Annotated in this window: 26 protein-coding genes and 1 pseudogene; 8 read left to right on the top strand and 19 right to left on the bottom strand. The window is 34.2% G+C overall.

Annotated elements, in window-relative coordinates; translation table 11 throughout:
* Positions 1-199: 199 nt before the first annotated feature.
* Together ACWNMY_RS18655 and ACWNMY_RS18650 are read right to left on the bottom strand one after the other, a co-directional pair.
* The gene (locus tag ACWNMY_RS18655; protein WP_449539748.1) at positions 200-886 is read right to left on the bottom strand and encodes an OmpA family protein; all 687 of its coding nucleotides are present in this window, start codon (positions 884-886) and stop codon (positions 200-202) included.
* Complete coding sequence (locus tag ACWNMY_RS18650; RefSeq protein ID WP_449539747.1) at positions 879-2,705, bottom strand: MotA/TolQ/ExbB proton channel family protein; 1,827 nt, start codon at positions 2,703-2,705, stop codon at positions 879-881. The genes ACWNMY_RS18655 and ACWNMY_RS18650 overlap by 8 nt, the downstream gene beginning before the upstream one ends.
* 153 nt (positions 2,706-2,858) lie before the next feature.
* On the opposite strand from ACWNMY_RS18650, the gene ACWNMY_RS18645 reads away from it, so the two are divergent.
* Positions 2,859-3,479: a DUF3298 domain-containing protein gene (locus ACWNMY_RS18645; RefSeq protein ID WP_449539746.1), complete on the top strand. Its 621-nt coding sequence runs from the start codon at positions 2,859-2,861 to the stop codon at positions 3,477-3,479.
* A gap of 829 nt (positions 3,480-4,308) precedes the next feature.
* On the opposite strand, the gene ACWNMY_RS18640 is transcribed toward ACWNMY_RS18645, so the two are convergent.
* The gene (locus ACWNMY_RS18640) at positions 4,309-4,581 is read right to left on the bottom strand and encodes a DUF2178 domain-containing protein (RefSeq protein ID WP_449540490.1); all 273 of its coding nucleotides are present in this window, start codon (positions 4,579-4,581) and stop codon (positions 4,309-4,311) included.
* 42 nt (positions 4,582-4,623) lie between these two features.
* Between ACWNMY_RS18640 and istA the strand changes: the two genes are divergently transcribed.
* Genes istA through ACWNMY_RS18625 form a run of 3 tightly spaced genes read left to right on the top strand, consistent with a single transcriptional unit; the run spans position 4,624 to position 6,983 of the window.
* Positions 4,624-5,913, top strand: coding sequence for an IS21 family transposase (gene istA / locus ACWNMY_RS18635; RefSeq protein ID WP_449536317.1), 1,290 nt, complete (start codon positions 4,624-4,626; stop codon positions 5,911-5,913).
* Positions 5,906-6,673: an IS21-like element helper ATPase IstB gene (istB, locus tag ACWNMY_RS18630; RefSeq protein ID WP_440274940.1), complete on the top strand. Its 768-nt coding sequence runs from the start codon at positions 5,906-5,908 to the stop codon at positions 6,671-6,673. The genes istA and istB overlap by 8 nt, the downstream gene beginning before the upstream one ends.
* Position 6,674: 1 nt before the next feature.
* Positions 6,675-6,983 carry a hypothetical protein gene (locus ACWNMY_RS18625; RefSeq protein WP_449536318.1) on the top strand — a complete coding sequence of 103 codons (309 nt, stop codon included), beginning with the start codon at positions 6,675-6,677 and terminating at the stop codon, positions 6,981-6,983.
* Between the two features lie 108 nt (positions 6,984-7,091).
* Here the strand turns inward: ACWNMY_RS18625 and ACWNMY_RS18620 are convergent, their stop codons facing one another.
* From ACWNMY_RS18620 to ACWNMY_RS18590, 7 genes are all read right to left on the bottom strand, one after another.
* Positions 7,092-7,241: a hypothetical protein gene (locus ACWNMY_RS18620; protein WP_449539745.1), complete on the bottom strand. Its 150-nt coding sequence runs from the start codon at positions 7,239-7,241 to the stop codon at positions 7,092-7,094.
* Entirely contained in the window at positions 7,241-7,471 is a 231-nt protein-coding gene (locus tag ACWNMY_RS18615; RefSeq protein ID WP_449539744.1) for a helix-turn-helix transcriptional regulator, read from the bottom strand. Before ACWNMY_RS18615 ends, ACWNMY_RS18620 begins: the two co-directional genes overlap by 1 nt.
* Positions 7,472-7,796: 325 nt before the next feature.
* Positions 7,797-8,375, bottom strand: coding sequence for a hypothetical protein (locus ACWNMY_RS18610; RefSeq protein WP_449539743.1), 579 nt, complete (start codon positions 8,373-8,375; stop codon positions 7,797-7,799).
* 113 nt (positions 8,376-8,488) lie between these two features.
* Positions 8,489-9,370: a PhzF family phenazine biosynthesis protein gene (locus ACWNMY_RS18605; protein ID WP_449539742.1), complete on the bottom strand. Its 882-nt coding sequence runs from the start codon at positions 9,368-9,370 to the stop codon at positions 8,489-8,491.
* Positions 9,371-9,482: 112 nt separating this feature from the next.
* The gene (locus ACWNMY_RS18600) at positions 9,483-10,652 is read right to left on the bottom strand and encodes an MFS transporter (protein WP_449539741.1); all 1,170 of its coding nucleotides are present in this window, start codon (positions 10,650-10,652) and stop codon (positions 9,483-9,485) included.
* A 1,056-nt stretch (positions 10,653-11,708) separates the two neighbouring features.
* Complete coding sequence (asnA, locus tag ACWNMY_RS18595; RefSeq protein WP_449540489.1) at positions 11,709-12,719, bottom strand: aspartate--ammonia ligase; 1,011 nt, start codon at positions 12,717-12,719, stop codon at positions 11,709-11,711.
* Positions 12,720-12,985: 266 nt separating this feature from the next.
* Positions 12,986-13,348, bottom strand: coding sequence for a winged helix-turn-helix transcriptional regulator (locus tag ACWNMY_RS18590; protein WP_449539740.1), 363 nt, complete (start codon positions 13,346-13,348; stop codon positions 12,986-12,988).
* A gap of 196 nt (positions 13,349-13,544) precedes the next feature.
* Here ACWNMY_RS18590 and ACWNMY_RS18585 point away from each other — a divergent pair, with 196 nt between their 5' ends.
* Together ACWNMY_RS18585 and ACWNMY_RS18580 are read left to right on the top strand one after the other, a co-directional pair.
* Positions 13,545-14,741, top strand: coding sequence for an MFS transporter (locus ACWNMY_RS18585; protein WP_449539739.1), 1,197 nt, complete (start codon positions 13,545-13,547; stop codon positions 14,739-14,741).
* Positions 14,742-14,773: 32 nt separating this feature from the next.
* Positions 14,774-15,616 (top strand): aldo/keto reductase, encoded by an 843-nt coding sequence (locus ACWNMY_RS18580; protein WP_449539738.1) that lies wholly within the window; start codon positions 14,774-14,776, stop codon positions 15,614-15,616.
* Between the two features lie 121 nt (positions 15,617-15,737).
* Here ACWNMY_RS18580 and ACWNMY_RS18575 read toward each other — a convergent pair whose 3' ends face one another.
* Positions 15,738-16,382: a cupin domain-containing protein gene (locus ACWNMY_RS18575; RefSeq protein WP_449539737.1), complete on the bottom strand. Its 645-nt coding sequence runs from the start codon at positions 16,380-16,382 to the stop codon at positions 15,738-15,740.
* Between the two features lie 116 nt (positions 16,383-16,498).
* On the opposite strand from ACWNMY_RS18575, the gene ACWNMY_RS18570 reads away from it, so the two are divergent.
* Complete coding sequence (locus tag ACWNMY_RS18570) at positions 16,499-16,981, top strand: GNAT family N-acetyltransferase (protein ID WP_449539736.1); 483 nt, start codon at positions 16,499-16,501, stop codon at positions 16,979-16,981.
* Positions 16,982-17,000: 19 nt separating this feature from the next.
* On the opposite strand, the gene ACWNMY_RS18565 is transcribed toward ACWNMY_RS18570, so the two are convergent.
* The 7 genes and pseudogenes from ACWNMY_RS18565 to ACWNMY_RS18535 form a co-directional block, all read right to left on the bottom strand.
* The gene (locus ACWNMY_RS18565) at positions 17,001-17,654 is read right to left on the bottom strand and encodes an HAD family hydrolase (RefSeq protein WP_449540488.1); all 654 of its coding nucleotides are present in this window, start codon (positions 17,652-17,654) and stop codon (positions 17,001-17,003) included.
* Positions 17,655-17,735: 81 nt separating this feature from the next.
* Positions 17,736-17,948, bottom strand: coding sequence for a hypothetical protein (locus ACWNMY_RS18560; RefSeq protein ID WP_449539735.1), 213 nt, complete (start codon positions 17,946-17,948; stop codon positions 17,736-17,738).
* A gap of 165 nt (positions 17,949-18,113) precedes the next feature.
* Positions 18,114-18,992 (bottom strand): AraC family transcriptional regulator, encoded by an 879-nt coding sequence (locus ACWNMY_RS18555; protein ID WP_449539734.1) that lies wholly within the window; start codon positions 18,990-18,992, stop codon positions 18,114-18,116.
* Between the two features lie 536 nt (positions 18,993-19,528).
* Positions 19,529-19,915: a nucleoside 2-deoxyribosyltransferase gene (locus ACWNMY_RS18550; RefSeq protein WP_449539733.1), complete on the bottom strand. Its 387-nt coding sequence runs from the start codon at positions 19,913-19,915 to the stop codon at positions 19,529-19,531.
* Between the two features lie 35 nt (positions 19,916-19,950).
* On the bottom strand, positions 19,951-20,100 hold the full coding sequence (locus tag ACWNMY_RS18545) for a hypothetical protein (RefSeq protein WP_449539732.1): 150 nt from the start codon (positions 20,098-20,100) through the stop codon (positions 19,951-19,953).
* 50 nt (positions 20,101-20,150) lie between these two features.
* Positions 20,151-20,804 (bottom strand): hypothetical protein, encoded by a 654-nt coding sequence (locus ACWNMY_RS18540; protein ID WP_449539731.1) that lies wholly within the window; start codon positions 20,802-20,804, stop codon positions 20,151-20,153.
* Between the two features lie 135 nt (positions 20,805-20,939).
* Positions 20,940-21,476, bottom strand: a pseudogene (locus ACWNMY_RS18535) (class I SAM-dependent methyltransferase); the annotation flags it as partial.
* A gap of 403 nt (positions 21,477-21,879) precedes the next feature.
* Here ACWNMY_RS18535 and ACWNMY_RS18530 point away from each other — a divergent pair.
* On the top strand, positions 21,880-22,263 hold the full coding sequence (locus ACWNMY_RS18530; protein WP_449539730.1) for a VOC family protein: 384 nt from the start codon (positions 21,880-21,882) through the stop codon (positions 22,261-22,263).
* A gap of 389 nt (positions 22,264-22,652) precedes the next feature.
* On the opposite strand, the gene ACWNMY_RS18525 is transcribed toward ACWNMY_RS18530, so the two are convergent.
* Complete coding sequence (locus ACWNMY_RS18525) at positions 22,653-22,838, bottom strand: DUF2187 family protein (protein ID WP_449539729.1); 186 nt, start codon at positions 22,836-22,838, stop codon at positions 22,653-22,655.
* Between the last annotated feature and the right edge of the window lie 102 nt (positions 22,839-22,940).

The raw sequence follows: 22,940 nt of genomic DNA, 5'->3' as shown, positions 1-22,940 counted from the left end.
TTAATTCAAACTTATACAGGAAAAGTATACTATGTATTCGAAGTAAATTAATATAATTTTCAAGTAATTTAAAAATAAATTTTTACAGAAAAATAAAGCCCACCTTCATGAATAGGTGGACCTTACTTAATACAAAATTTTATGCAACTGTGTTTACTCTGTTTTATAGTTTTGTATACCATATGAAAACGTCTACTCATCAATTCCCTAACAACTCTCTTGTTTTTTCCAAAATCTCTTGATCCTTTAAACGGAATTTGAATTCAACTCGACGGGATTCTTGATTGCTGTAGTTTCCATTGGGATCCGTTCGTCCATCTGTAAACGACCGACCGTTTACGGTTAGTTTTGTTCGTAGGTGTTCCTGGATGTTTTTATAAGGAAATTGTGGACTTAGGATATATTCTGCCACACTGAATGCCCTCTGCTGGGAAAGTTCCATGTTATATAAATAGGTTCCGTCTTTATCAGCATGTCCTTCAATGATGATTTCAGAAATATATTCCTCATAGCCGTTTTCAAGCAACACGTCCAAATAAGCAGGGACGAACTCGTTTAAAAATGTAAATGCCTCAGGCTTCAATACAGCTGAATCATATTCAAATAAAATATCTGTATTAAAAAGCAATGCACCCGTTTTTTCATCAATTTCAATGCTCGAGTCACTAAATTTTTCATTCAAATCCTCTATTAGTCCTACCCTTACTCCCATGATTTGATCAATCGTTTTCTTCATTTCTTGGATTTGGAATGATTTAATTACCATCATAATGATAAATACCAGAATAAAACAAAGTAAGACTGTTGTTAACAAATCTGTAAATGACGGCCAAAATGAACTTTCCTCTTGCTCCCGGTGAAATAACCTCTGATATTTATTAATCATTGGTCCCAATCCTTATCCGACTGTGTTCTTGTACCGTGTTATGTGCGATCGTCTGAAGTTGACGATTGAGTTGTTGAAATTCCTGACCAATATCTCCAAGCGTTTGCTGCAACTGACGCGCGCTTCTTTGCTGTGTATCTCCAGTAATATCGCTAATTTGCTTAAACTCCCGCTTCACAGCATCATTCATTTCTATGATATACTCCCCAATATTCCTACTAACTTTATCAAGCTTCTCGCCAAGCGTCCCTTCCAAACTAGAGACATACTTTGAAAGAGTATCCCTTAATGCATTCACACTCGTATCAATTTGATTCTCTTTATACGTGAAGGAATCTGCCATTTGTGTGATTGTTCGATTCATCTCTTGTAATAACTTCCCGTACTTCATAGCTGTCTGTTCATTCGAACGGGAAGCTTCACTTAAGTAGCTTTCGATTGCTTGAGAATTTGTTAGATGAACCTGTAAATGTGAATTAAATTCATGGGTAAACTGTGTTAGCTCATCGAACCGATAGGATAATAGGTTCTTATACTCACTTTGTGCTTTATTAATTGTGTCTAACGCATGTGGCAGACGACTAATGGAATTACCGAGAGCCTTAAAATCATTCCGAATCTCACGCATGGAAGAGATGACATCAGAAAGCTTGGAGCTAACTTCGTTCCCAAATACACGTTCAAACTGTTGATTGTTTTCCTTAGCAATCTTTACAAACTGCTCACTTTGAGCATTCATTTTATCAAATGCACCATAAATCGATTCCTGCCTCTCGGCAACCGAGGAGAAATAATCCCTCACATCAACAACTGATTGCTGGAAATGTGTCATAGTTTCCTTTTGAGCAGTTGTTAGTTCAGATACTTTTTTATACGTTTCGGTAAAAGCACTTGTCATCTTTTCATTACGCTGATCCATTTTCTCAAAATAGGAGAACAATTGATCAAATTTTTGATTTAGATTCTTTACACCCTGGTCGAATCCCTCAGTTAAATCCTTAACTCCATGAAAGATAACTGAGAATTGTTTTAAATTATCTGTGAGTCCTTCATTAAACTTCGCAAGGTCTTTTGCAGATTGCTGTAAACCGACTGTATATTCTTGAAACCCTTTAAATGAATTTACAATGCTTTGAAGTGATTCTTGATTTGTTTCGCGTAACTCCAGTATCGAAGAATTAATCGTCTCTGAAACCGTGATGAGCCGCGCCATTCCATCCTGTTCATTTCCTTCTAAGATTGACTCTGTTTTCAGCATGATATCCGTTAACATGAATTCCGTGTTCGCAACCCGTGTCACTACTGTCATAATAAGGGATAGTCCCATACCGGCAATACTTGTGTAAAACGCCACATCAATTCCTGCAAGCACCAGTGCTACATTTTCTACCAACTGATCACCTGTTGCATCGATGCTTCCGAGTGACATCGCAAGACCTATAAAGGTCCCTAACACACCGATTAAAATAAAAATGGATACGGTCATCTGAATGATTTTTATGAGATTCACAACTGGGACTTGAAACACACGCCATCCTGATATTTTGTTTTGAACAAATGTCTCGAATTTAACTGATTCCTTTTGATTGATTTGTTCAAAATCTGCCTGAAATCGATTCAGTGGATCAATATCTAATGAATTGGTATCCCGGATAAAATTTCGTACCCTTCTCAATTTTCCGTACAACGTAAAATGGGCAAAAATCGTGATAATGAACCCTACAAATAAAATCAAGAAAATAAGCTCGACCAACGGACTTGATAACACAGCTTCTACCTGCTGTTCACTAACAAAAACTTTCAAAATCGCTTCTACCATTATAAGTCCCCCTTCATTGCACGTCCAAAATATACCTTGTTTATAGCTATTCGATAAATGGACAAATCATGCAAAGAAGCTTCCGTGAATTTCTTTATTTCACTCACACACTTTTTCTATTTGAATATGATGTGGAAAAAAGGACTGTGATATATGCCTATTTCGTTTCCTGTAAATATAAGTACGTTTTTTGTTGGCAGTGGACCAGATAAGAAGGTTTTTTATCCACAAGTATTTCACTTGAGAAATCCACAACTACAACACTTAATTAATCAATCCGTCAATCAGCAAACACAACAGCTTATCAATCAGCAAGTTGGTAATATGCCATCCACGGTAAAAGAAATGCTAGGTTCGTATGAAATTAAAAACAACCAACGACAGGTACTTAGCCTATCACTCTCTAACTATACGTATCACGATAGAGCTGCACATGGTATGACCTTTATAAAATCTCTAACATTCGATTTAGAAAAAGGGACACGTTGTGAATTGAAGGACCTATTTAAGTCTGGGAGTGATTATGTCAATCGGTTATCTACTCTGATCCAAGAGCAAATCAAGGAACGCGATATACAGTTAATTTCTGACTTTACAACCATCGCACCAGATCAAGATTTCTATGTAGCAGATAAAACACTTGTCATCTACTTTCAGTTGTATGACATTACTCCATATGTATTTGGGTTCCCAATGTTCCCTATCTCTGTGTATGATATTCAAGACATCATTGACGAGAATGGACCACTAGGGCGGTTGGCAGAGAATAATTAGAGTAATGGAAGTCGTATCAGCTGCACTTAATATTCTTGCCAAGAAGCAATACCCCAGTAGTAAATAATAAAAAGGACATACCTATTTATCTAAAAAATTAGGTTATGTCCTTCTATTACTATTACTCTCAAATTAGGGATTAATTTTTTCATGTATGGGTCATTATATCCCGATCGCACAAATGTCTCTTTAAGAACCTATGTCTTTCTTGGTAGGATAATATACATAGAACATACCTAGCGCATATAGAAAAAGCCCAATAGTCGTAGCTCATGGAAAATAACCATCACCCGCTTGTAAGATAATACTAACAAGCGCACAAATACCAATAATAGCAATAAAAAGTAAACCGAAGGGTAAGCAGAATTTTTGATCTTTCTTAATAAAAAAAACCTACTTTTAAACTTGTTGATTTTACTTGAGCTTGAGATATAAAAATAGCAGATTAATTAGAAATGTAAGTAATAAAAGTGAAATAGTGAGTGTTGTGGAAGATATTAAAGGATCAGGAGAATGAATGATATAAAATACAACGCTAAAGGAACCTATTAATTAAAGTAAGATATGAAATACTAAGTATCGTTTCTATTTCTAATACATTCATATCGTCCTAGTCCATTTATTAAATTTCGAATAAGTAGGCCATACCAGAGAGAGGAATCCATAGCACCATAAGTTCTACAATAAATTTCTACAAAAATAGCGTTAATCCTTCTAGAATTAACGCACTCGTATGTAGAACGGTTAAGGTGCTTGATGCGCTTCACTTATTGATAATTAATACTAGAAAGCACAATAGTTTCAATCATCTGTTGATCAGTTAGGTTCTTTAGCTTAAAAAATCCTTTTTATAGCGAATAGCTAGATATATTCCTGAGGCGCAGAATGCAAGAGAATATTTAAATAAGAAGAAAATTTGCCACATATATTCTTTCGGGAAAATCACATCACACAAAATTATGACACATAACATAATAAGGGTACTTATCAAAGTTATTTGATTTGTTCTTTCGTCAGCCTTACCCATTTTTCTTTGAAAAACATATATTAGTATAAATGCTAACCTAAGAATGTACAAAAGTGATTGTTTAAATATGTACACTTTTGACGAATTATCTGCATAATATTCTTGGAGGGGAATATCATGCATATGCAGATAAATATTAATACTGACATAGAAATTAATAGTCTATTAGATTTACCGAAATTAAAAATGTTAATGGAGAGCTTAAACATGAAAGTTAATAAGAGTAAATTAGCTCGAGATATGGGAGTTGATCGGAGGACGATTGAAAAATATCTTAATGGTTATCTGCCTAAAAAGAATCGAGATAGGTCATCAAAGATTGATGATTATTATGAAATTATAAAGCTACTTCTTTCGGAGGAGTCAAAACAAGTATTTTATTATAAACGAGTTTTATGGCAATACCTACAGGATAATCATGGATTAATGTGTGGTCAATCCACATTTCGAGCGTACATATCAAGCATACCTGAATTCCAAAGTTATTTTGATTCAGGAAATCGAAAGAGTTCCAACAGCGAAGTAATTCGATTTGAAACTCCACCAGGTGAACAAGCCCAGTTGGATTGGAAGGAAAATATTCGATACATCACTAAAGATGGGGAGATTTTGTATATAAATGTTTGTGTACTTTTACTCGCCCATTCAAGGTTTCGAACATTTAATCTATCAATCTCAAAATCACAAAGTGTGTTACTGTCATTTATTACGGAAAGTTTTGAGGTATTTGGGGGTGTTCCAAAAACGATTGTAACGGATAACATGAAGACGGTCATGGATGAAGCACGAACAGAGTATCAAAAAGGAAAAGTGAATGAACGGTTTTATCAATTCTCAAAGGATATGGGATTTGAAGTAAGGCCTTGTATAGCTGGAAGACCAAGAACCAAAGCAAAAGTGGAAGCCCCAATGAAATTTCTTGATGAAATTCATGCTTATCAAGGAAAATTTGATTATGAAGAACTACATCAATTTATACAAAAGTTATGTAATCGTATAAATAATAGTTACCACCAGGGTACAGGAAAAATACCAATATTAGCACTAAAAAAAGAAAGAAACCTCTTATCCCAATTACCACAAAAGAGAATAAGAGATTTCTATAAAATTGACCATATACCTGCGAAAGTGAATACATCAAATATGATCACTTTCAAGTCCAATCAGTATTCAGTCCCACCTGGATACATAGGAAAAACTCTTAGTTTACAAGTATATGATAACCATATCTTTGTTTATTATAACACGGATTTAATTGTCCAACACCCTATTAGCCATCAAAAACTTAATTACAAACCTGAACATTATGTTGATGCATTGGCTAGAGGGCTTCCTTCTTCGACCAATATTGAGGAGCTAGCAAGGAAAAATTTAGAGGCGATTAATGAGGTGTATAAAAATGAATAGTAGTTATAGCAAGCTAGTACAAAATTTAGAGTATTTAAAGTTGAAACAAATGATAGCTCATCTTGATGACACAATTGATTTTATGACTAAAAATCAATTGTCATTTACGGATACACTACTCAAACTTACGGACTATGAAATTGATATGAAAGAAATAAACATGGTGAAATCAATGGTAAAGGTAGGTGCCTTTCCACATTTCAAAGAAATTAAAGACTTTGATTTTGATTTTCAGCCTTCAATTAATAAACAGCAGATATTGGATTTCTCCACCTTACGGTTTATTGAGCAAAAAGAAAACATCGTTTTCTTAGGCACAAGTGGAGTTGGGAAAACCCATTTGGCGACCTCTATTGGAATAGCAGCTGCCAAGAAAAGGACGAGTACGTATTTTATAAAGTGTAATGATTTAATCATGAATCTAAAAAGAGCAAAACTTGAAAACCGCCTGGAAAATAGACTTAAACATTATGCGAAATATAAGCTGCTTATCATCGATGAGATTGGTTATTTGCCTATTGATGCAGAAGATGCCAAGTTGTTTTTTCAGTTGATTGACTTGCGGTATGAGCAGAAAAGTACCATTTTAACAACGAACGCTAGTTTTAAAACCTGGGGTGAGATATTTCAAGACCCCAAAATAGCCAATGCGATTTTAGATCGTGTCCTCCATCACGCAACAGTGGTGAATATTATCGGAGATTCATACCGTCTAAAAAACCATTTCGATAAAGAAAACAGCAAACAAGGAGATCGATGAAATGAATGCATTGGTGTTAACAGAAACTATAAAGTTCTTTCGCTCATACGGATTAAAATGTGATGAGAGGTTGGTTGAGGAATGGCTAGAAACTACTCCCGATACCAAAATATTTAATTTTCAAGTGTCTGAGGATGATCTTTACGATTTTAATGAATGGTGCAGATGGAAAGGTACAGCATGTGAGAATGGAATAGATGATAAGACGAAAATCGCAAGATTATTAGATGAAATAAACGAACTGAAATGTGAATTATCATTATTAAAAAAGGAGAAAGAACGTTTAGAAGGTAAACTAGAGATTTTTTGAATTAATAAATCCTCCCCTATCCTGATTAACGACTGCTTGGGGAGGATTCATAAAAATAGTTGAGAAGCAAAATTGTACATCCTTAAACGAGCGAAAATGTACATTTTATCATTGACATTTATATATTAGAATCCCTCCGACTAAAAGCAATACAAAACCACTACCAATAAGCATATTCCAATTAGCAGTTGATTCTTCGGCCCAGGTTTTAAAAGGATGAAAGATTGTATTTGATATTTTTGTTAAATCAGTTTTCATTACTTTACATCTCCTTTCACATAAGAAAAAATATCGGTAACCTCTACGTTAAAGAAGTCAGCTATTCGAAAAGCTAATACAAGAGAAGGTGAATAATTATTTTTTTCCATAACAAAGATGGTTTGTTTAGACACGCCAACAGCATCAGCCAACTCCTTTTGTGACATTCTCCTTAACACCCTGTATTCATAAACTTTATTTTTTATTGAATCTCCAAAATCTGCTTTCAAAGCTAACACCTTCCTTTTTGCTTATAAACTCATATTATACTTTTATTTTATAAAAGTAAAGTAAACTTATACAAAATATATTTATTTCTTTATTTACGTGAAGTTTACATTTGTCATATACCTTCAAAGTAATAAAAAAGGTTAGTTTCTAAATGTTGATTAGAAACTAACCCTATTTATTATGATTTTAATTCCGTAACGTTATTAAATTCTTCCTACACTCCTCAGTTTAAGACGAATCTGTTCGCAAAAATTTCATATCCCTTAAAATTGGATAGGAGTGAATTATCGAGCAATTGCACTGGCAGTTAATCAGAATGTTTATTTAATGCTGTCCATTGATTTCATGCCACTTAAGATCTTCGCTTTTAAATTCATTTGTATCCTTTGGGTATCCAAAATAATATAATTTTTTTCCAGCTTTATTAAATGCTGTTGGATATAGAAAGTCTATTTGTTCACTGAATGGAAACAAAAAAGAAATACGTTCTCCTTTTTTTATTTCCTTCCTTTCTAAGCTTGGCTCAACACCAGCCTCTATATATGCAACCTCTTCATCGTATGAAATCACACTTAACAAAGTTGCTGCATCATTTTTAGTGGTAAAACTAATACCCCCAACTGTTTGAATAGTATCGGAAATATACGGAATAGTAGTGGATGCACTACTACGATATAACAGACCTGACTTTTCAGATAGTACCGTTTGGTAAATCTCTTCCTCATCATCTTTAAATAAAAAAATAACTGATGCACCTATTTTATATTGTTCCATCAATTCTGCATCTTTTGAAAGGAAATCATTACTTTTGGCGGCACTAAACGCTGTAAACCTATACCCACTTATAAAAAAAATAAATATAACCACAATTAATAGGGGTATACCAAGTTTCCATTTTCTCACCTATAAACTCCCCTTATATTCCATCTCCTAGATTCAATCACTCTGTCGTTACTTGAAGAAGAAAAAACATTATTAATTTTAAGTAATGCCAGCTATATAAAAAAGGAATGGTATTATATAAACCATTCGCCCTGAGCAATTTTCACTACTTTACCTCCTACATAAACATTGATTTTCCCATTCTTCTCATTGGCTTTTAAAAATAATAATGAAGGTCTTTTTATTTCATAACCTTGTTCTACCCGAATGTTGATTTCACTTTTATTGAAATACTGATAGTTAACCAAGTAAGAAGCTAAGCATCCATTAGAACTACCAGTAGCCGCATCTTCGGGAATCCCATAATAATCCGCAAAATCTCGAACATTTACGTCATTTTCTACTTGGTATACCTCATGAGAAAAAACCATTATTGCTTTTGCATCTGTATGCTCAATTAATTCAAAGTATTTTTCTTTATTTATTTTGACACTTTTCACTGCATCTAATGATTTCAAAGGGACAATTATTACCGGAAGGCCCGTAGAAACTTCTTGGATAGGAAATCTATTATCTATGTCTTCTTTATTAATGTTTAAAACATCCGAAACTATTTTACTATCGAAAACTTCACCAAACGTTGGTTCATTTTGTTTCATCCATAAAACTTCTTCCTGATCATTAAATGAAACGGGTATCTTTCCGCCTTTGAAATTTAGTACAAGTTCTGCTGTTGGCTCTTTTAACACTTCATTTTGAATGATATATGCAGTTCCTAAAGTCGGATGACCCGCAAAAGGAATCTCTTCATTAGGTGTAAAAATACGAACATCAAAACCACCATTGTTCTTTGAATCAGACAAGATAAATGTAGTTTCGGAAAAATTTATTTCTTTCGCTATTTGTTGCATTTCGCAATCGGAGATGTTTCCAGCATTTTTAAAAACAGCAAGTGGATTTCCTGTATATTTCCCTTCTGAAAACACATCAACAATGGAATAATGAATTGTCCCCATAAGAACTCTCCCTTGTTAGTTTTTTCAAACATACCTTTTATTTCATTTTAAGTTATATTATTCATGAGTTTCTGTCATTCTACTTAGCGGTAACGCTCCCAATATAACAAATTTACAAAGCGGCTCTAGTTCTCCCCTTATCAATCACAATGGTTGCTCCAATAAGAATAAGGGTAAAGATCAGTAAAAACATTGGAAATAGATTCATACCGATATCCTGAAAGAGTGTTCCCACTAACGGTGGTAATACTGTTATTCCAACATAACCTGATGCTACCTGAAACCCAATTATTGCCCTCGAAGATTTTTCTCCAAACCTTCTTGGAGTTTCATGCATCATGGTTGGAAAGATAGCAGCACACCCAAAACCAATTAGGATAAATCCGACATATAATATAATACTTCCTGACCCAAAAGCAACTGTAAGAATTCCTATAAGAAGAGTGATCTCACTAAACAACAACAACTTTTGATTTGCTAACCAGAAGGTGATAAATCCTGAAAAAATCCTTCCAACCGTAACACTTGCGAAAAAGATTGATAATATGAAACTTGCTGTTGGGACAGACAACGATTTCGCTTCGATTAAGTAACTACTCCCCCACAAAAAAATAATACCTTCTAAACCAACATAAAACAAAAAGGATAACAGTGAAAAGATAACTCCTTTTTGTTTCAAGATTGTTTGAAAAGAACCTGAACTATTGTCAGATTCATAAGGGATACTTTTTTCATTTTGCCGCCAAAGTGGTAGAGAAAGAATGAGAATAACCACTAAAAGCAATTGAATAACACCAATTATCAAATAACCACTTCTCCAAGAAAAATGATTATTCAGAGAAATACCCATAATAATTGGTCCTATGGTTGCACCCACTCCCCAAAATGCATGCAACCAATTCATATGATGTGCCTTAAAGTTGACTGATACATAGTCGTTTATAGAGGTGTCAATCGCACCCGCTCCAAAACCTAAAGGTAATGCTGCAACTATTAATAGTAAGAAATTTTGTGTATACGCAAACCCTAATAATCCAATCGCAGTTAGTAATACACTACCTAGAACTAGTTTTCCAGTTCCTATTTTTCTAGTAATTCGTATAGTCTGCAAACTTGAAATAACGGTACAAATTGCGATTGTCATTGAAATAATTCCAGCTGCACTATATGCAACCTGAAACTCCCCTACCATTTCAGGCCAAGCTACTCCTAAAAGTGAATCTGGTAATCCTAAACTGATAAAGGTGGCATAAATAATAAATATAAAAAGTAAATTACGCACGTAGCTAGCCCCCATTATTCTCCTATGTATAGACGATACATCACAGTCTCTACCTACAACTTATATGCATTCTTTAGTATAACAGAAAAGAGGCAATAACCCTTTATGAAAAAAGGAATGTACATAGTTTTCTCCATCGTTACGAATCAAAGTAAGATTAAGCGTGCTTTTCTTGTTATCTGCTAAAATATCTACGTATACTATAACAACCTTTAATTTAATAATATTCAACAAAAAGAACTACATTTTTTCCTATTTTTGGTATAAAATAAAAACATAAAGGAGCTGTTGTGATGGATTTTCTTATTGGTATTTTACGAGCAATTGGTGATTTTGCTTCTGCGGTCGCAACTGCGGCGATTAGCAAATATCATGATAAAGCTGAACAAGATTAGATTCTTTTTGGGGCTATCTGTAAAGATTAAGCCTTTTTTTATTATCTAGCCTTTTTTATCTACTTTGAAAAACGTTAGTGTAAAAAATAAAAAACGATCCTTTACTGAAGAATCGTCTCTGTTTCAAGAAATATATCTCGTCTAGATTATGTACGTGAAAGTTTAAAAACACTCGTTGTTCTTCTGTTAATAACTGACATTGTACCCTGCTACTCTAACCTAAGAATTTCAGCAATAATTTCAGAACTCCCAGGTGTAAATAAAAAGATTGATAAACCTACTAACAAAATACCAATAGCACTCAAAAATATAACCCTTTTTTGTGACATTGAATTGTGCTTAAATGCTTGAAAACCTGCTCCTAAAATAAAAATGATCCCTAGAATAAGGATTATAAAATAATAAAATCCCACTTCATCACCTCATCACTTCTTTGTAATCAAACGTCCCCTCGTTATACAAAGGAAAAGTTTAATTTACTTAAGAGTAAGTTTATCTCATATTATATTGAATTACAATAAATAAATATCATTTTTAATTATTTATTTATCCTTTTATTTACCTCCTATTATAAACTTATTAAATTTTACATACTCAAAAAAATGCCAAAGGCAGTAGGATTTTTTGAAAGTATAACACTGCCTTTTGCAAGTAAGATCTGTTACAGTAACTGAATATTATATTCTTCACACTCTTTCATGATTTGTTCATTCCAAACTGATGCTTGCACTTCTCCAATATGGGCCTTCTTTAACAGGAAAAGACATAATCTCGATTGTCCAATCCCCCCGCCAATTGTATAAGGTAGCTTTTTTTCGAGGATAGCCTTGTGATATGGCAGTGTTTTTCGATCCTCATTGAACGTAAACTTCAACTGTTTACGAAGGGATTTCTCATCTACTCGTATCCCCATTGATGAAATTTCCACGGCCGTTTGAAGTACCGGACTCCAGAACAGAATATCACCGTTTAATGTCCAATCATCATAATCTGGTGATCGTCCATCATGCTTCTCACCCGAACGCATAACCCCTCCAATTCCCATAACAAAAACGGCACCATGCTTTTTGGTAATTAGGAATTCTCGTTCCTTTGCTGTGTTATATGGATACATATCCTCAAGCTCTTGCGCGGTTATAAAGAAAATGTCATTCGGAAGAATCGGTGTCAGTTCTGAATGCAATTCAAACATGTGATGTTCAGTTGCCCTAATTGCCTTATAAATTTTCCTAACTTCCATCTTAAGAGTGTCAATGTTTCGTTCCTCTTTTGAGATTATTTTCTCCCAATCCCACTGATCGACATAAATCGAATGGAGCGAATCAAGCTCCTCATCTCTTCGAATCGCATTCATATTTGTGTACAGACCTGTACCCTTTGTAAACCCATAATCATGAAGGGCTACTCTTTTCCATTTCGCGAGTGATTGAACAACTTCAATCTGTTGATTCTTAATGTCTGATGCCTCAAACGAAAGAATACGCTCATACCCATTTAGGTTATCATTGATTCCCTTACCTGCTTTCACAATCAAAGGTGCCGTAACCTTTAATAAGCTAAGAGACTTAGAGAATCTATTCTCAAAATAATTCTTTAGTTCATGAATCGCAACCTGTGTGTGGAGGATATCAAGCACAGGCTTATATCCACCTTGTAATGATGTATAACGAATGGTTCATCCACCTCCAGAAATTTAAACCGCGCACTTCTTACACGACTCGGAGTACTATTTACTATGTGGCAAAGACCTACATAGGTGTTGACTTTTTTACAATATGAAAAAACACTCTATTCTGTTACAGTATCGAAGTATAGATATATGAAAAAAACCGCTCAAGTATGAGCGGCCCGCATGTATAAATGTGAAAATATGAAAAATGCCTATGGACGTCCTGGTTCTGTCCACTCTTTGTTTCATCTACAGCGTAAACAATAACATTACTTATTTAGGATATTTTCCTCTAGAACTTCGGATTTATCTCCATAAACCTTAACGATATGAGTTTCTCCCCATGCACATAAAGAATCTAATATATGTTCTAAACTTTTACCGTATTCACTCAGTTTATATTCCACTTTGGGTGGTACTTGATTATACACAATACGTTCAATTACACCGTCTACTTCAAGCTCCCTTAGTTGTTGTGTGAGCATTTTTTGTGTGATATTCGGCATCAGTCGTTTTAACTCACTTGTTCGTTTTGTTCCATGTGTTAGATGGCAAAGTATTACACATTTCCATTTTCCGCCGATAACTTCCAATGTAGCCTCAACTGATATATTGTATTTCTTTTTTTGCATCGTTTTGTCCTCCCACTTATAGGAACCAAAAAGTACCTATGATACTTTTCGGTGTCTATATTACATAAAAGTGCGTACTTTTCTTTTAGAAACAACTATCACATAATAGCATTTGTCGGCCGACAAAACTACTGATTTTATTATTCTACAAAAATGATGACTTATCATACATCACAAACAAAGAGGAGGAACTATGATGGCTAACGGCAAATCATCAAGTACGTTTGCATTGCTTGCTTTAGCAGTAAGTGCTTTTGCAATCGGCACAACTGAGTTTATCAGTGTTGGTTTATTGCCATTGATCGCTAAGGATTTAAACATCCCAGTAACCACTGCCGGGTTAACTGTTTCGATATATGCATTGGGTGTAACATTTGGGGCTCCTATCTTAACATCCTTAACATCTAAAATGCCTAGGAAGACTTTATTACTTTGGATTATGGTTGTATTTATTATTGGAAATAGCCTTGCTACTATGTCTACTTCAATCGGACTATTATTAGTAGCTCGTATCATATCCGCATTTTCACACGGTGTTTTTATGTCTATCGGATCTACCATCGCTGCCGATTTAGTTCCAGAAAATCGAAGAGCCAGTGCGATATCTATCATGTTTACTGGACTAACAGTTGCCACAGTAACAGGTGTACCATTTGGAACTTTTATTGGCCAAGAACTAGGCTGGAGAGCTGCATTTATGGTGATTAGTATCATAGGTGTCATCGCGTTATTTGCAAATAACATTCTAGTACCAGCGACCTTACAAAAAGGAAGGATGACAACATTTCGCGATCAACTTTCACTTATTAAAAATGGTCGCTTATTGTTAGTATTTATTATTACTGCTTTCGGATATGGTGGAACCTTTGTTGTATTCACATTCTTATCACCATTACTTCAAACAATTACAGGATTTAAAGAAGGATCAGTGGCAATAATTCTCCTTATTTATGGAGTTGCAATCGCAATTGGTAATATGGTTGGTGGAAAACTATCAAATCATAATCCAATTCGCGCCTTATTTTATATGTTTGTTGTACAAGCAATCATTTTATTTATTTTGATGTTTACGGCACCATTTAAAGTTACCGGGCTTATCACAATTTTATTAATGGGATTGTTCGCTTTTATGAACGTACCCGGATTACAAGTATATGTTGTCATGCTTGCAGAGAGATTTGTACCACGTGCAGTAGATGTAGCTTCAGCAATAAATATTGCAGCATTTAATGCAGGTATCGCCATAGGTTCATATGTTGGTGGGCTTATTACGGATTCAATCGGTCTCATTCATACTTCATGGATCGGTGCATTAATGGTCTTAATTGCCGCTCTCTTAACAGGTTATAGTAGATTGTTAGAAAAAAAGGATAAAGTAAAACTTGCAGCATAAGTAACAATAAAAAGTACATGGAGGTTATTAATATGGTTACACATTTACAAGATAAAACAACTTTGCATAACGGAGTAAAAATGCCTTGGTTTGGGCTTGGAGTATTTAAAGTGGAAGAAGGTCCTGAACTCGTGAACGCTGTAAAAACAGCAATCACTCATGGCTATCGAAGCATTGACACTGCTTCGATTTACGGGAATGAAGAAGGTGTCGGAATAGGTATAAAAGAAGGGATTCAAGCAACAGGAATCGCGAGAAAAGAACTATTTGTTACATCAAAGGTTTTGAATTCGGATTTAGGATATAAATCAACGATAGCTGCGTATGAAAAAAGTCTATCAAAACTTGGGTTAGATTATCTAGATTTATATTTGATTCATTGGCCAGTTGAAGGAAAATACAAGGATGCTTGGAGAGCTCTAGAAACATTATACAAACAAGGTCGAGTAAAAGCGATTGGGGTAAGTAATTTTCAAATCCATCACCTAGAAGACTTAATGAAAGATGCTGAGATTGTACCTATGATTAATCAAGTTGAATACCATCCACGTTTAACACAACGTGACTTACAAGCGTTTTGTCAGAATAACGGCATTAAAGTAGAGGCATGGTCACCATTAATGCAGGGACAATTGCTAGATAATGAAGTCCTACAAAGAATTGCAAGGAATCATACTAAATCAGTTGCACAAATCATTTTGCGTTGGGATCTACAAAATGGAGTCGTTACAATCCCAAAATCAACAAAAGAACATCGAATCATTGAAAATGCGAATGTATTTGATTTTGAATTAACTAATGAAGAAATGGAGATCATCCATGGTTTGAATGAAAACCTTCGCGTAGGACCAGACCCAGACAATTTTGATTTTTAATATATAAACACGGAGATAGGTATGTAGTTATTTGCCTATCTCTTTTTTTATTTTAAATGAAAAATAACAAAAAAAGACATGGCTATTCCATGTCCTAATAGTACTTTTCACAATCGTAACATTAATAGTGTCGATACTGTTGCCCGTATGGTTGCTGTGGGTAATGTTGAATATATTGTGGTTGTTGGTATGCGGGTGGCATTTGTGTATGTGTAGGCATACTATTCGGTCCATTGTTACAATCTGTATATGGACCAATATAGGTGGAAGGTTTAATAGGTGCAATTACTTGTTTCCATTGATTTTCGTCTAGACAGTAAGTATGTGCCATAATATGTGTTGGAGTGAATTTTAAAATATCCGACCCTAGAATTACTTGGGGAGTAGGTGCATTAAAGATCGCTAATAGATGTGTGTTATCTACTGTGGCAATTTCATAATGCCACCAACCTTGCGGAACATTTGCCACCTGTCCAGGGGTAATCGGAAAATTAAGTATCTGTTTTGTGAACGGATTTAGAATCGAAACCGTGGCTGCACCGGAAATACAGTAGACAAGCTCAGCTGCATTTTGGTGATAATGAGGCTCGACAACATTATTGGTACTAAGAAAAATGTCTAACAAAGACACGTTTTCCAACGTATTTAGCTGTTTCTCACCTAGCACGTTAATATAGTTTTTGTTATCCTTTATAAACAAGGGGCTCTTATTTACATCAAAAGCAAATTGAGTCGTTGGGGCTGTATAATCCATATATGAAACCATAATCTTCACCTCTTTTTTTATAGGCATATAGTATGCCTATATTACAATTGGTGTGATAAAAGTTTTGTAAATGTGACCTATAGTTTCAAGTAAGACCTAAGTGAAGGAGAATGTATATGAAGATTCGAGAAATAAAAAAAGAAGACAATCCGAGAGTAAAAGAAATCATCCAAGAATCATTAAAATCACATGGGTTAGCAATTCCTGGAACAGCTTATTATGACCCTCAACTAAATGACCTACACCACTATTATCATAATCTAGAGCATGCGAAGTATTGGGTCATTGAGCATGAAGGTGAAGTGGTTGGTGGAATAGGTATTGCACCGTTTAATGAACAGGATAAAGTTTGTGAATTACAAAAGCTGTACGTAGATTCAAAAATGCAAGGGTTAGGCTACGGAAAGAAGTTAATGGAAACCGCTTTGTCTTTTGCTTCACAATATTATGAAACGTGCTACTTAGAAACAACGAATGAACTAAAAACTGCATGTATTCTGTATGAAAAGTTTGGATTTACACGGTTACAAGAACCACTACCAGGTTCTGACCATTCAGCTATGGATGCATGGTATGTGAAAGATTTGACAGATTACTAATGTCTGAACGTTTTTACTTTCATAGGTAAGATAATAACTTATCAAAAGAACTAATCTCGGCATATGGCTTTATTTCGGTATCATTCTTGATTTTGTTTGGATTAAACCATATGCCCTTTATATTTGCATTCTGACAACCTCCAATATCCTTTTCTAGGTCGTCTCCTACGAATAACGCTGTTTCCGGTTGGACGTTAAGCTTATTTAATGCTAATTCAAATATGCGTTTGTCAGGTTTACTAAATCCTACTTCTTCAGAAATAATGATCGTATCAAAAATACCATCTAAATGAGTGTTCATTATTTTTGCTTTTTGTCTCTGAGTAGAGCCGTTAGTTATAATGGCAACGTTAACAAAACTCTTTATCGTATTTACGATGTGTATCGTTCTTTGGTTGATAGAAAAACATTGAGGAAAATGCTTGTCCCAAAAATCTTGAATAGTAGTGCGTGCCAATCTATGTTTTGGTGGAAAATCTTCGAAAAACGCTTCCAAGACTTTTACCTTATCATTATTACCATAGCTTCTGCGATCATATGCTTTGAAACTTTGTAACATCTTGTTTTGGGTTGTTGATGTCACAACCTCATAACACCTTTCTAAAATAAGTAAAAATATTTTATCTACTGCCTCACCCCTATTAAGTAAAGTGTCATCTAAATCAAATATCATTGCTTGATAATATGTACCCAAAAAGCTTCACATCCTTTTTTACATAATTAAATAATCCCTAGAATTTCTTACAAATGAGAATTAATTTGAATTTGTACTTTCTCTTTCTTTTAAAATATAAAATTCTCTAACAAATGCACCTATACATAAAGAACTCCCAATTACCACAAGTAAATTTACAACTCTAACAAAATTGAATGGGGAAAAAATCACTTGTAAACTTCCGGTAATAATAGATATTCCAAACATAAAAAAACCAATGATAAGCTGCTTTTTTACCTTTTTCGCTGGCATCTTTTATACACCCTTTAGTAAAAGTATTTCATCGTTAGCTACATAAGTTCAACAAAACAAGCGAAAACCCTTCTTGGATCTTCGCTCAATTATTTCTTTTATTGTTGTTATTTAATATACCTCTCGATTGAACCCGTCAACTTAAATAGACTTGCGTTCTAAATGTCACTCATGTGTATCGCTGCCTTTTTTCTTAACAGGCATCCATATTTCACTATATACATTTTCTGATGTGGCATTGTACTTTGTAAATGAAATTCCAGGTAAATTTGTTATTTCATAATCAGATGTAGGTAACCATTCAGAATATACTTTGGCAGTAGTTTCCTGAAGTGTAGCCGGAAATGGTCCTTGGTTAGGGAAAATGGCCCACAAACTTTCATCTATTGTTATCTGCTCTAAGTCTTCGAATGGATTTTCTTTTGTCGTTGCAAAACCAATCATATGCGTTAAATATCCTTTTTCTTCCAAGTATCCTTCATCAAAATCATAAGATACATTCAAGACTTGTTGAGGATATAAATCAGCCAATTGATGCATTTCGTTTCTTTGTTGCTCTGTAATGGTTTTGGCTAGTTCAATAATTGCATTGTTTTCTCCTTCGAATTGAATAGGCACTCTTTTCGATCTACCTACTATATTAAATTTCTCTTTCTTTTCAATTTTGAATTCCATGGATATTCCTCCCCTTATATCAATAAAAAATGTAAATTTGGGAAATGACTTTTGAATTTTGTTTTTTGTTACTTCTGAGGGTAAAAAACCACTCCATTCACGGAACGCTCTTGAAAATCCTTCTATAGACTGATAGCCATATTTTAAGCCTATATCTGTAACTTTTGCTCCATTAATTAATTCAGCATTCGCGACGGATAATTTCCTGTTCTTGATGTATTCATTCAATGACATTCCGGCCATATACGAAAACATTCGTTTAAAGTGATAATCCGATAGTCCGACAATCCTTGAAATATCTTTTCCGGAGATTTCTTCCGTTAAATGTGTTTCAATGTAATCCATTAACTGATTGAATTCATGTAACATAATTTCCCCTCCTTTCCTAACCATCATATCGTCACAATTTATTTTTTACTCGATATTATACATACGGGTTATATCGGAACTTGTTTTCCCTTATAGTTACTAGTATAGTCGCTTAGATTACCATTTCAAAAGCATTGCATCTTTATTGATAAAAGAACGTAGTCTTTCAAAATGCCTTTCGATTTAAGAAATTATGGAATTAAAATTGCCAGCCAATTAATCGTCCATTTTTAGCAGCTGGATTAAAATTAATGAGAAAAAGGGACAGTACTTTAAAACAAGCACTGTCCCTTTTATGATTTTATTAACAAGTTTAATAAGTTGGACTTATAGCCCCTAATACAATTAGTTCACTTTTCTTGACCTATCAATTAGCTATTAATCTTTTAAGCCGATAATCTAGACTAAAGTTTCCGAACGGAATGAACGCCACCAGAAATGCACCAACCGTAAATTCTCGTACTCACTTCTTTTTTAGTTGCAATTACAATATTTTGAGTCGAATGAACAGTAGGTTCCATTATCACACCTCCACTTTAATAAACCCCATTAATAAGATCTACCAATTCGTCTAACGTTCCGAAGCACTTTTGGATCTCAGGTAAATGATAAAATGTGCTGGTGGTTTCAAGATTATCTATTTCATTGTTCGTTGAGTAAAGATAGACTTTCTTTCTATTCCCAATAGCAATGCCGAGTTCAGTGTGGCTACCCTTACCTGCTGGAAATAAAACAACGACAAAATCAGCTTCTAGTACAGCATTTGTTTCCTTTTGACCGATCTCCCTTAGTTCTTCTAAAGTTGTTACGTTTTCATTTTGAGTCCAATCATATGTATGGATGAATCCTTTTTCTTTCAACCTTTTGCTAACGTATCGAACATTTACTTTATTGTTAAGACTGGATGCAATATAAAACTTCAACGAATTCTCCCCCTCATTTATGAACGATTCCCTTTCTAGAAAACCACAAGCGTAAATAAGAGTAAACCTACTAAAAAATAATAGGTTACTTTCTCACCCTTTGGTGCTTCTCTCTTTTCAATTAATGCATAAAATAGAATGACTAAAAGTACTATATTTATTGTTTTAATGATAATATCAATCAAAAAGGAATCCTCCTTTTAGCTTTAGTCTATTGTAGTGCACTAGCTTAATACTATAACGTGCGTGCGGCATCCTCTTCTACTATTTTGATATTAATATTTGAAGATGAACCTCCTTCAATGTGGTTTGGTACATCTGATAAATCTAGTAACTTCCTTAAATGAATAGATTTTTTTTCATTAGCTTCTACTGTAATATGATATGGACCAGCTAGATTCATAAGTGACTCCATTCGGGCACCATCATCCATAAATAATGAGTCTAAAAACTCCAAGTCGAATGATACTGCTGTATTACTTCGATTGTGTAAAACCAGACTGCATTCCCCATCCAACACGTCGTCATTCACATACAGAAAATTGCAATTTCCATTTCCATCGTAAGAAATGGCATTGATCCCACTTGCGAATGTTTCTTGGTACAACATAATAAGAATGTATGGTAATAGTGTATAGACGACTAGAACAATAACGATTGTTCTCAAATGATATTTCTTCAGGCTACGAGCAAGTAAAATAATGGCGATGATAAACAAAATGGAGCCGATGATTCCGAGCAAAATGTACCCATTGCTGTTGCGAATTGGGAAAGACATGATCGTAGAACGGGCTTCAATCATACCATTATTTGGAAACGGAAAGAATAAACTCATGCAAATACCCAATAGAATAAACGAAGTAATGAGTGTCTCTTTATTTTTGATCATCTTATCTCCCCTTACTAAACATCTGTACTACTATTACGTTTTACAGATGTTTAGGTTACAGACTTTTTGGTAAAAACAAGAAAAAAGGGGGTAATCCACCTTGGACCAACGCCCCCTTAAGAGAAACTTAGATAATTAAACCTTAATAGCTCTCGTAGCAATAAACGATTTTATATACTTGTCTAGAATCCTCGTTCCCCCAAAATCATCTTCATAGAATCCTGTAAGAACTAAACCAGCATCTAGTTGCCCTTGAATTTGGTCTTCCAACGTATGCGCATATTCAATGGTCTGGCTTGAATTGAGATAGTCTTGAACTTCATCCTCTGGTAAATGGTCCAATGTCGATGAAGGGATGGAATGCTTGACATCAAGAACCCCATTCCTTTCTTTTAGGTCATCAAATATCCATACTAATGGATTTGTAAAACCAGCTATTAAAATACCATTCATTTTTAACACTCTTGAAATCTCATTCCATACTGGACGTACATCTTTTACGAATAAATTAGAAACGGGATGAACGACAACATCAAAAGACTCATTTTTAAAGTCATTAAGGTCTGACATATCACCCTGTACCGTTTTCAACGTTAAACCGTCACGTTTCGCTACCTTTTCATCTTGTTCTAATTGTTTCCTAGATATATCTAGCACTGTTACATCCCTGCCATTTTAATCCTACTGCCCGATAAGCTGGTAACGTAATAATTTGATAACTAACTTTAATCCCTCCGATCATAAAGATTTTATACTCGCCTATATTAAGTAGTGAAACAGAATCTGCGACTCTCCTTATCACACAATAGAAATTGATGATTATTTGTCTTACTGTTTTATGTTATTCAAAATAACTGGTTAATTCTCAGGATGTCATAGCCATTCTGATTAAGGAATTCAATAAAAAATTTAAATTTCCTGCATCAAAATTCCGCCTTGATAGTATATTAATGGCCACCATTTTTTCTCTTTCAGTTTGATTTTATTAAAATAACTAATATTCATAATTTCATAAAAGGATATGGGTATTATTGGTAGAATTATTTATATAAGAAAATGTAAAGGTGGTTTGTTTATGACCTCAACTGTTTCTCCAATTGCTGGTAAGGTAAATAATGTTTTTATTCATGTTAGTGATCTTAAAAGTTCTGCAGAATGGTATAGTGATTTACTTGGTTTACCATTTAATAATGATGAAGTTAACTCCCCTGTTTACAATATTCCAGTCACCTCAGAAACCGGACTCACATTAGATGACCACACATTTGATCCAGGTTTTACTTTAAAACCTTCTGAACATGTTTTATTTAACTTTTTCGTTAGTGATATTGATGAAGCCTATGCATTTATTAAAAACAAAGACATTACAGTCGTGAAAGAGATTGAGCGTATCGGAGATTTTGCCTATTTTAATTTCAAAGATTTAGATGGTAACGTTTTAATGATATGTAATTCTTAGCAAAGGTAGAAATTTCCTGCCTTTATTATCCGTATTGCATAATGTACACTATCCGTTATTACACATTTAAACTTGTTACCAGTGGACATTCTCATGAGTCATACCTTGGACGACACAAAAGCAACAATATAAAGAGCGTGCAAAAAGCATTCTTTGGAACAAACTTGACCGTGGAGTATTTGGGTAAATCGAAGATAAAGAAATGACAAAACAATGCAACTACAATAAAGTTAACTGTTTTTTGAATTACGAATTAATGAATCGTTTATACTTCTACCACATAAATATGCAAGGTAAAACACATTACAATCAGCATAGAAAAACGCTCCGAGTTGTTAAAAACTTAGAGCGTTACTGTCCAATGTCTAATTCATATTAAGTATACTTTTTCACTCAGCGGCTTTCGTAATTTTATAATTTTTATGATTGACTATGGTTGTAATGGGTTCGTCTTTTTCTTTATTGTAACCGTACTCAACAATAACAGAATTTTCTCTTACAACTGTAACTTTCCCTTCATGACTTTTCCCTTCACGTTTAAAGGAAATATTGTCCCCCATTTTAGCAGTTGCCATATTATCACCTCTTGACTTATTATTTTCATCAAAAATAAAAAAATGCAGGAACAAATAAGAAAAAGTTTTTGAGCCTTTTCTTTATTTTTATTGGCCCCTATT

Source organism: Ferdinandcohnia sp. Marseille-Q9671, assembly GCF_976954385.1.
The sequence above is the reverse complement of the archived record's forward strand: the minus strand, read 5'-3'. Positions and strand labels throughout refer to the sequence as shown.

What these genes read in the sequence shown, in the direction of transcription:
- ACWNMY_RS18570 (WP_449539736.1), top strand. Translation starts at nt 16,499, where the DNA reads ATGAAGATTCGAGAAATAAAAAAAGAAGACAATCCGAGAGTAAAAGAA.
- ACWNMY_RS18625 (WP_449536318.1), top strand. Translation starts at nt 6,675, where the DNA reads ATGAATGCATTGGTGTTAACAGAAACTATAAAGTTCTTTCGCTCATAC.
- ACWNMY_RS18560 (WP_449539735.1), bottom strand. Translation starts at nt 17,948, where the DNA reads ATGCCAGCGAAAAAGGTAAAAAAGCAGCTTATCATTGGTTTTTTTATG.
- istB (WP_440274940.1), top strand. Translation starts at nt 5,906, where the DNA reads ATGAATAGTAGTTATAGCAAGCTAGTACAAAATTTAGAGTATTTAAAG.
- ACWNMY_RS18555 (WP_449539734.1), bottom strand. Translation starts at nt 18,992, where the DNA reads ATGTTACATGAATTCAATCAGTTAATGGATTACATTGAAACACATTTA.
- ACWNMY_RS18605 (WP_449539742.1), bottom strand. Translation starts at nt 9,370, where the DNA reads ATGGGGACAATTCATTATTCCATTGTTGATGTGTTTTCAGAAGGGAAA.
- ACWNMY_RS18580 (WP_449539738.1), top strand. Translation starts at nt 14,774, where the DNA reads ATGGTTACACATTTACAAGATAAAACAACTTTGCATAACGGAGTAAAA.
- ACWNMY_RS18645 (WP_449539746.1), top strand. Translation starts at nt 2,859, where the DNA reads ATGCCTATTTCGTTTCCTGTAAATATAAGTACGTTTTTTGTTGGCAGT.
- istA (WP_449536317.1), top strand. Translation starts at nt 4,624, where the DNA reads ATGCATATGCAGATAAATATTAATACTGACATAGAAATTAATAGTCTA.
- ACWNMY_RS18565 (WP_449540488.1), bottom strand. Translation starts at nt 17,654, where the DNA reads ATGATATTTGATTTAGATGACACTTTACTTAATAGGGGTGAGGCAGTA.
- ACWNMY_RS18590 (WP_449539740.1), bottom strand. Translation starts at nt 13,348, where the DNA reads ATGCAAAAAAAGAAATACAATATATCAGTTGAGGCTACATTGGAAGTT.
- ACWNMY_RS18530 (WP_449539730.1), top strand. Translation starts at nt 21,880, where the DNA reads ATGACCTCAACTGTTTCTCCAATTGCTGGTAAGGTAAATAATGTTTTT.
- ACWNMY_RS18540 (WP_449539731.1), bottom strand. Translation starts at nt 20,804, where the DNA reads ATGATCAAAAATAAAGAGACACTCATTACTTCGTTTATTCTATTGGGT.
- ACWNMY_RS18620 (WP_449539745.1), bottom strand. Translation starts at nt 7,241, where the DNA reads ATGAAAACTGATTTAACAAAAATATCAAATACAATCTTTCATCCTTTT.
- ACWNMY_RS18525 (WP_449539729.1), bottom strand. Translation starts at nt 22,838, where the DNA reads ATGGCAACTGCTAAAATGGGGGACAATATTTCCTTTAAACGTGAAGGG.
- ACWNMY_RS18575 (WP_449539737.1), bottom strand. Translation starts at nt 16,382, where the DNA reads ATGGTTTCATATATGGATTATACAGCCCCAACGACTCAATTTGCTTTT.
- ACWNMY_RS18650 (WP_449539747.1), bottom strand. Translation starts at nt 2,705, where the DNA reads ATGGTAGAAGCGATTTTGAAAGTTTTTGTTAGTGAACAGCAGGTAGAA.
- ACWNMY_RS18655 (WP_449539748.1), bottom strand. Translation starts at nt 886, where the DNA reads ATGATTAATAAATATCAGAGGTTATTTCACCGGGAGCAAGAGGAAAGT.
- ACWNMY_RS18585 (WP_449539739.1), top strand. Translation starts at nt 13,545, where the DNA reads ATGGCTAACGGCAAATCATCAAGTACGTTTGCATTGCTTGCTTTAGCA.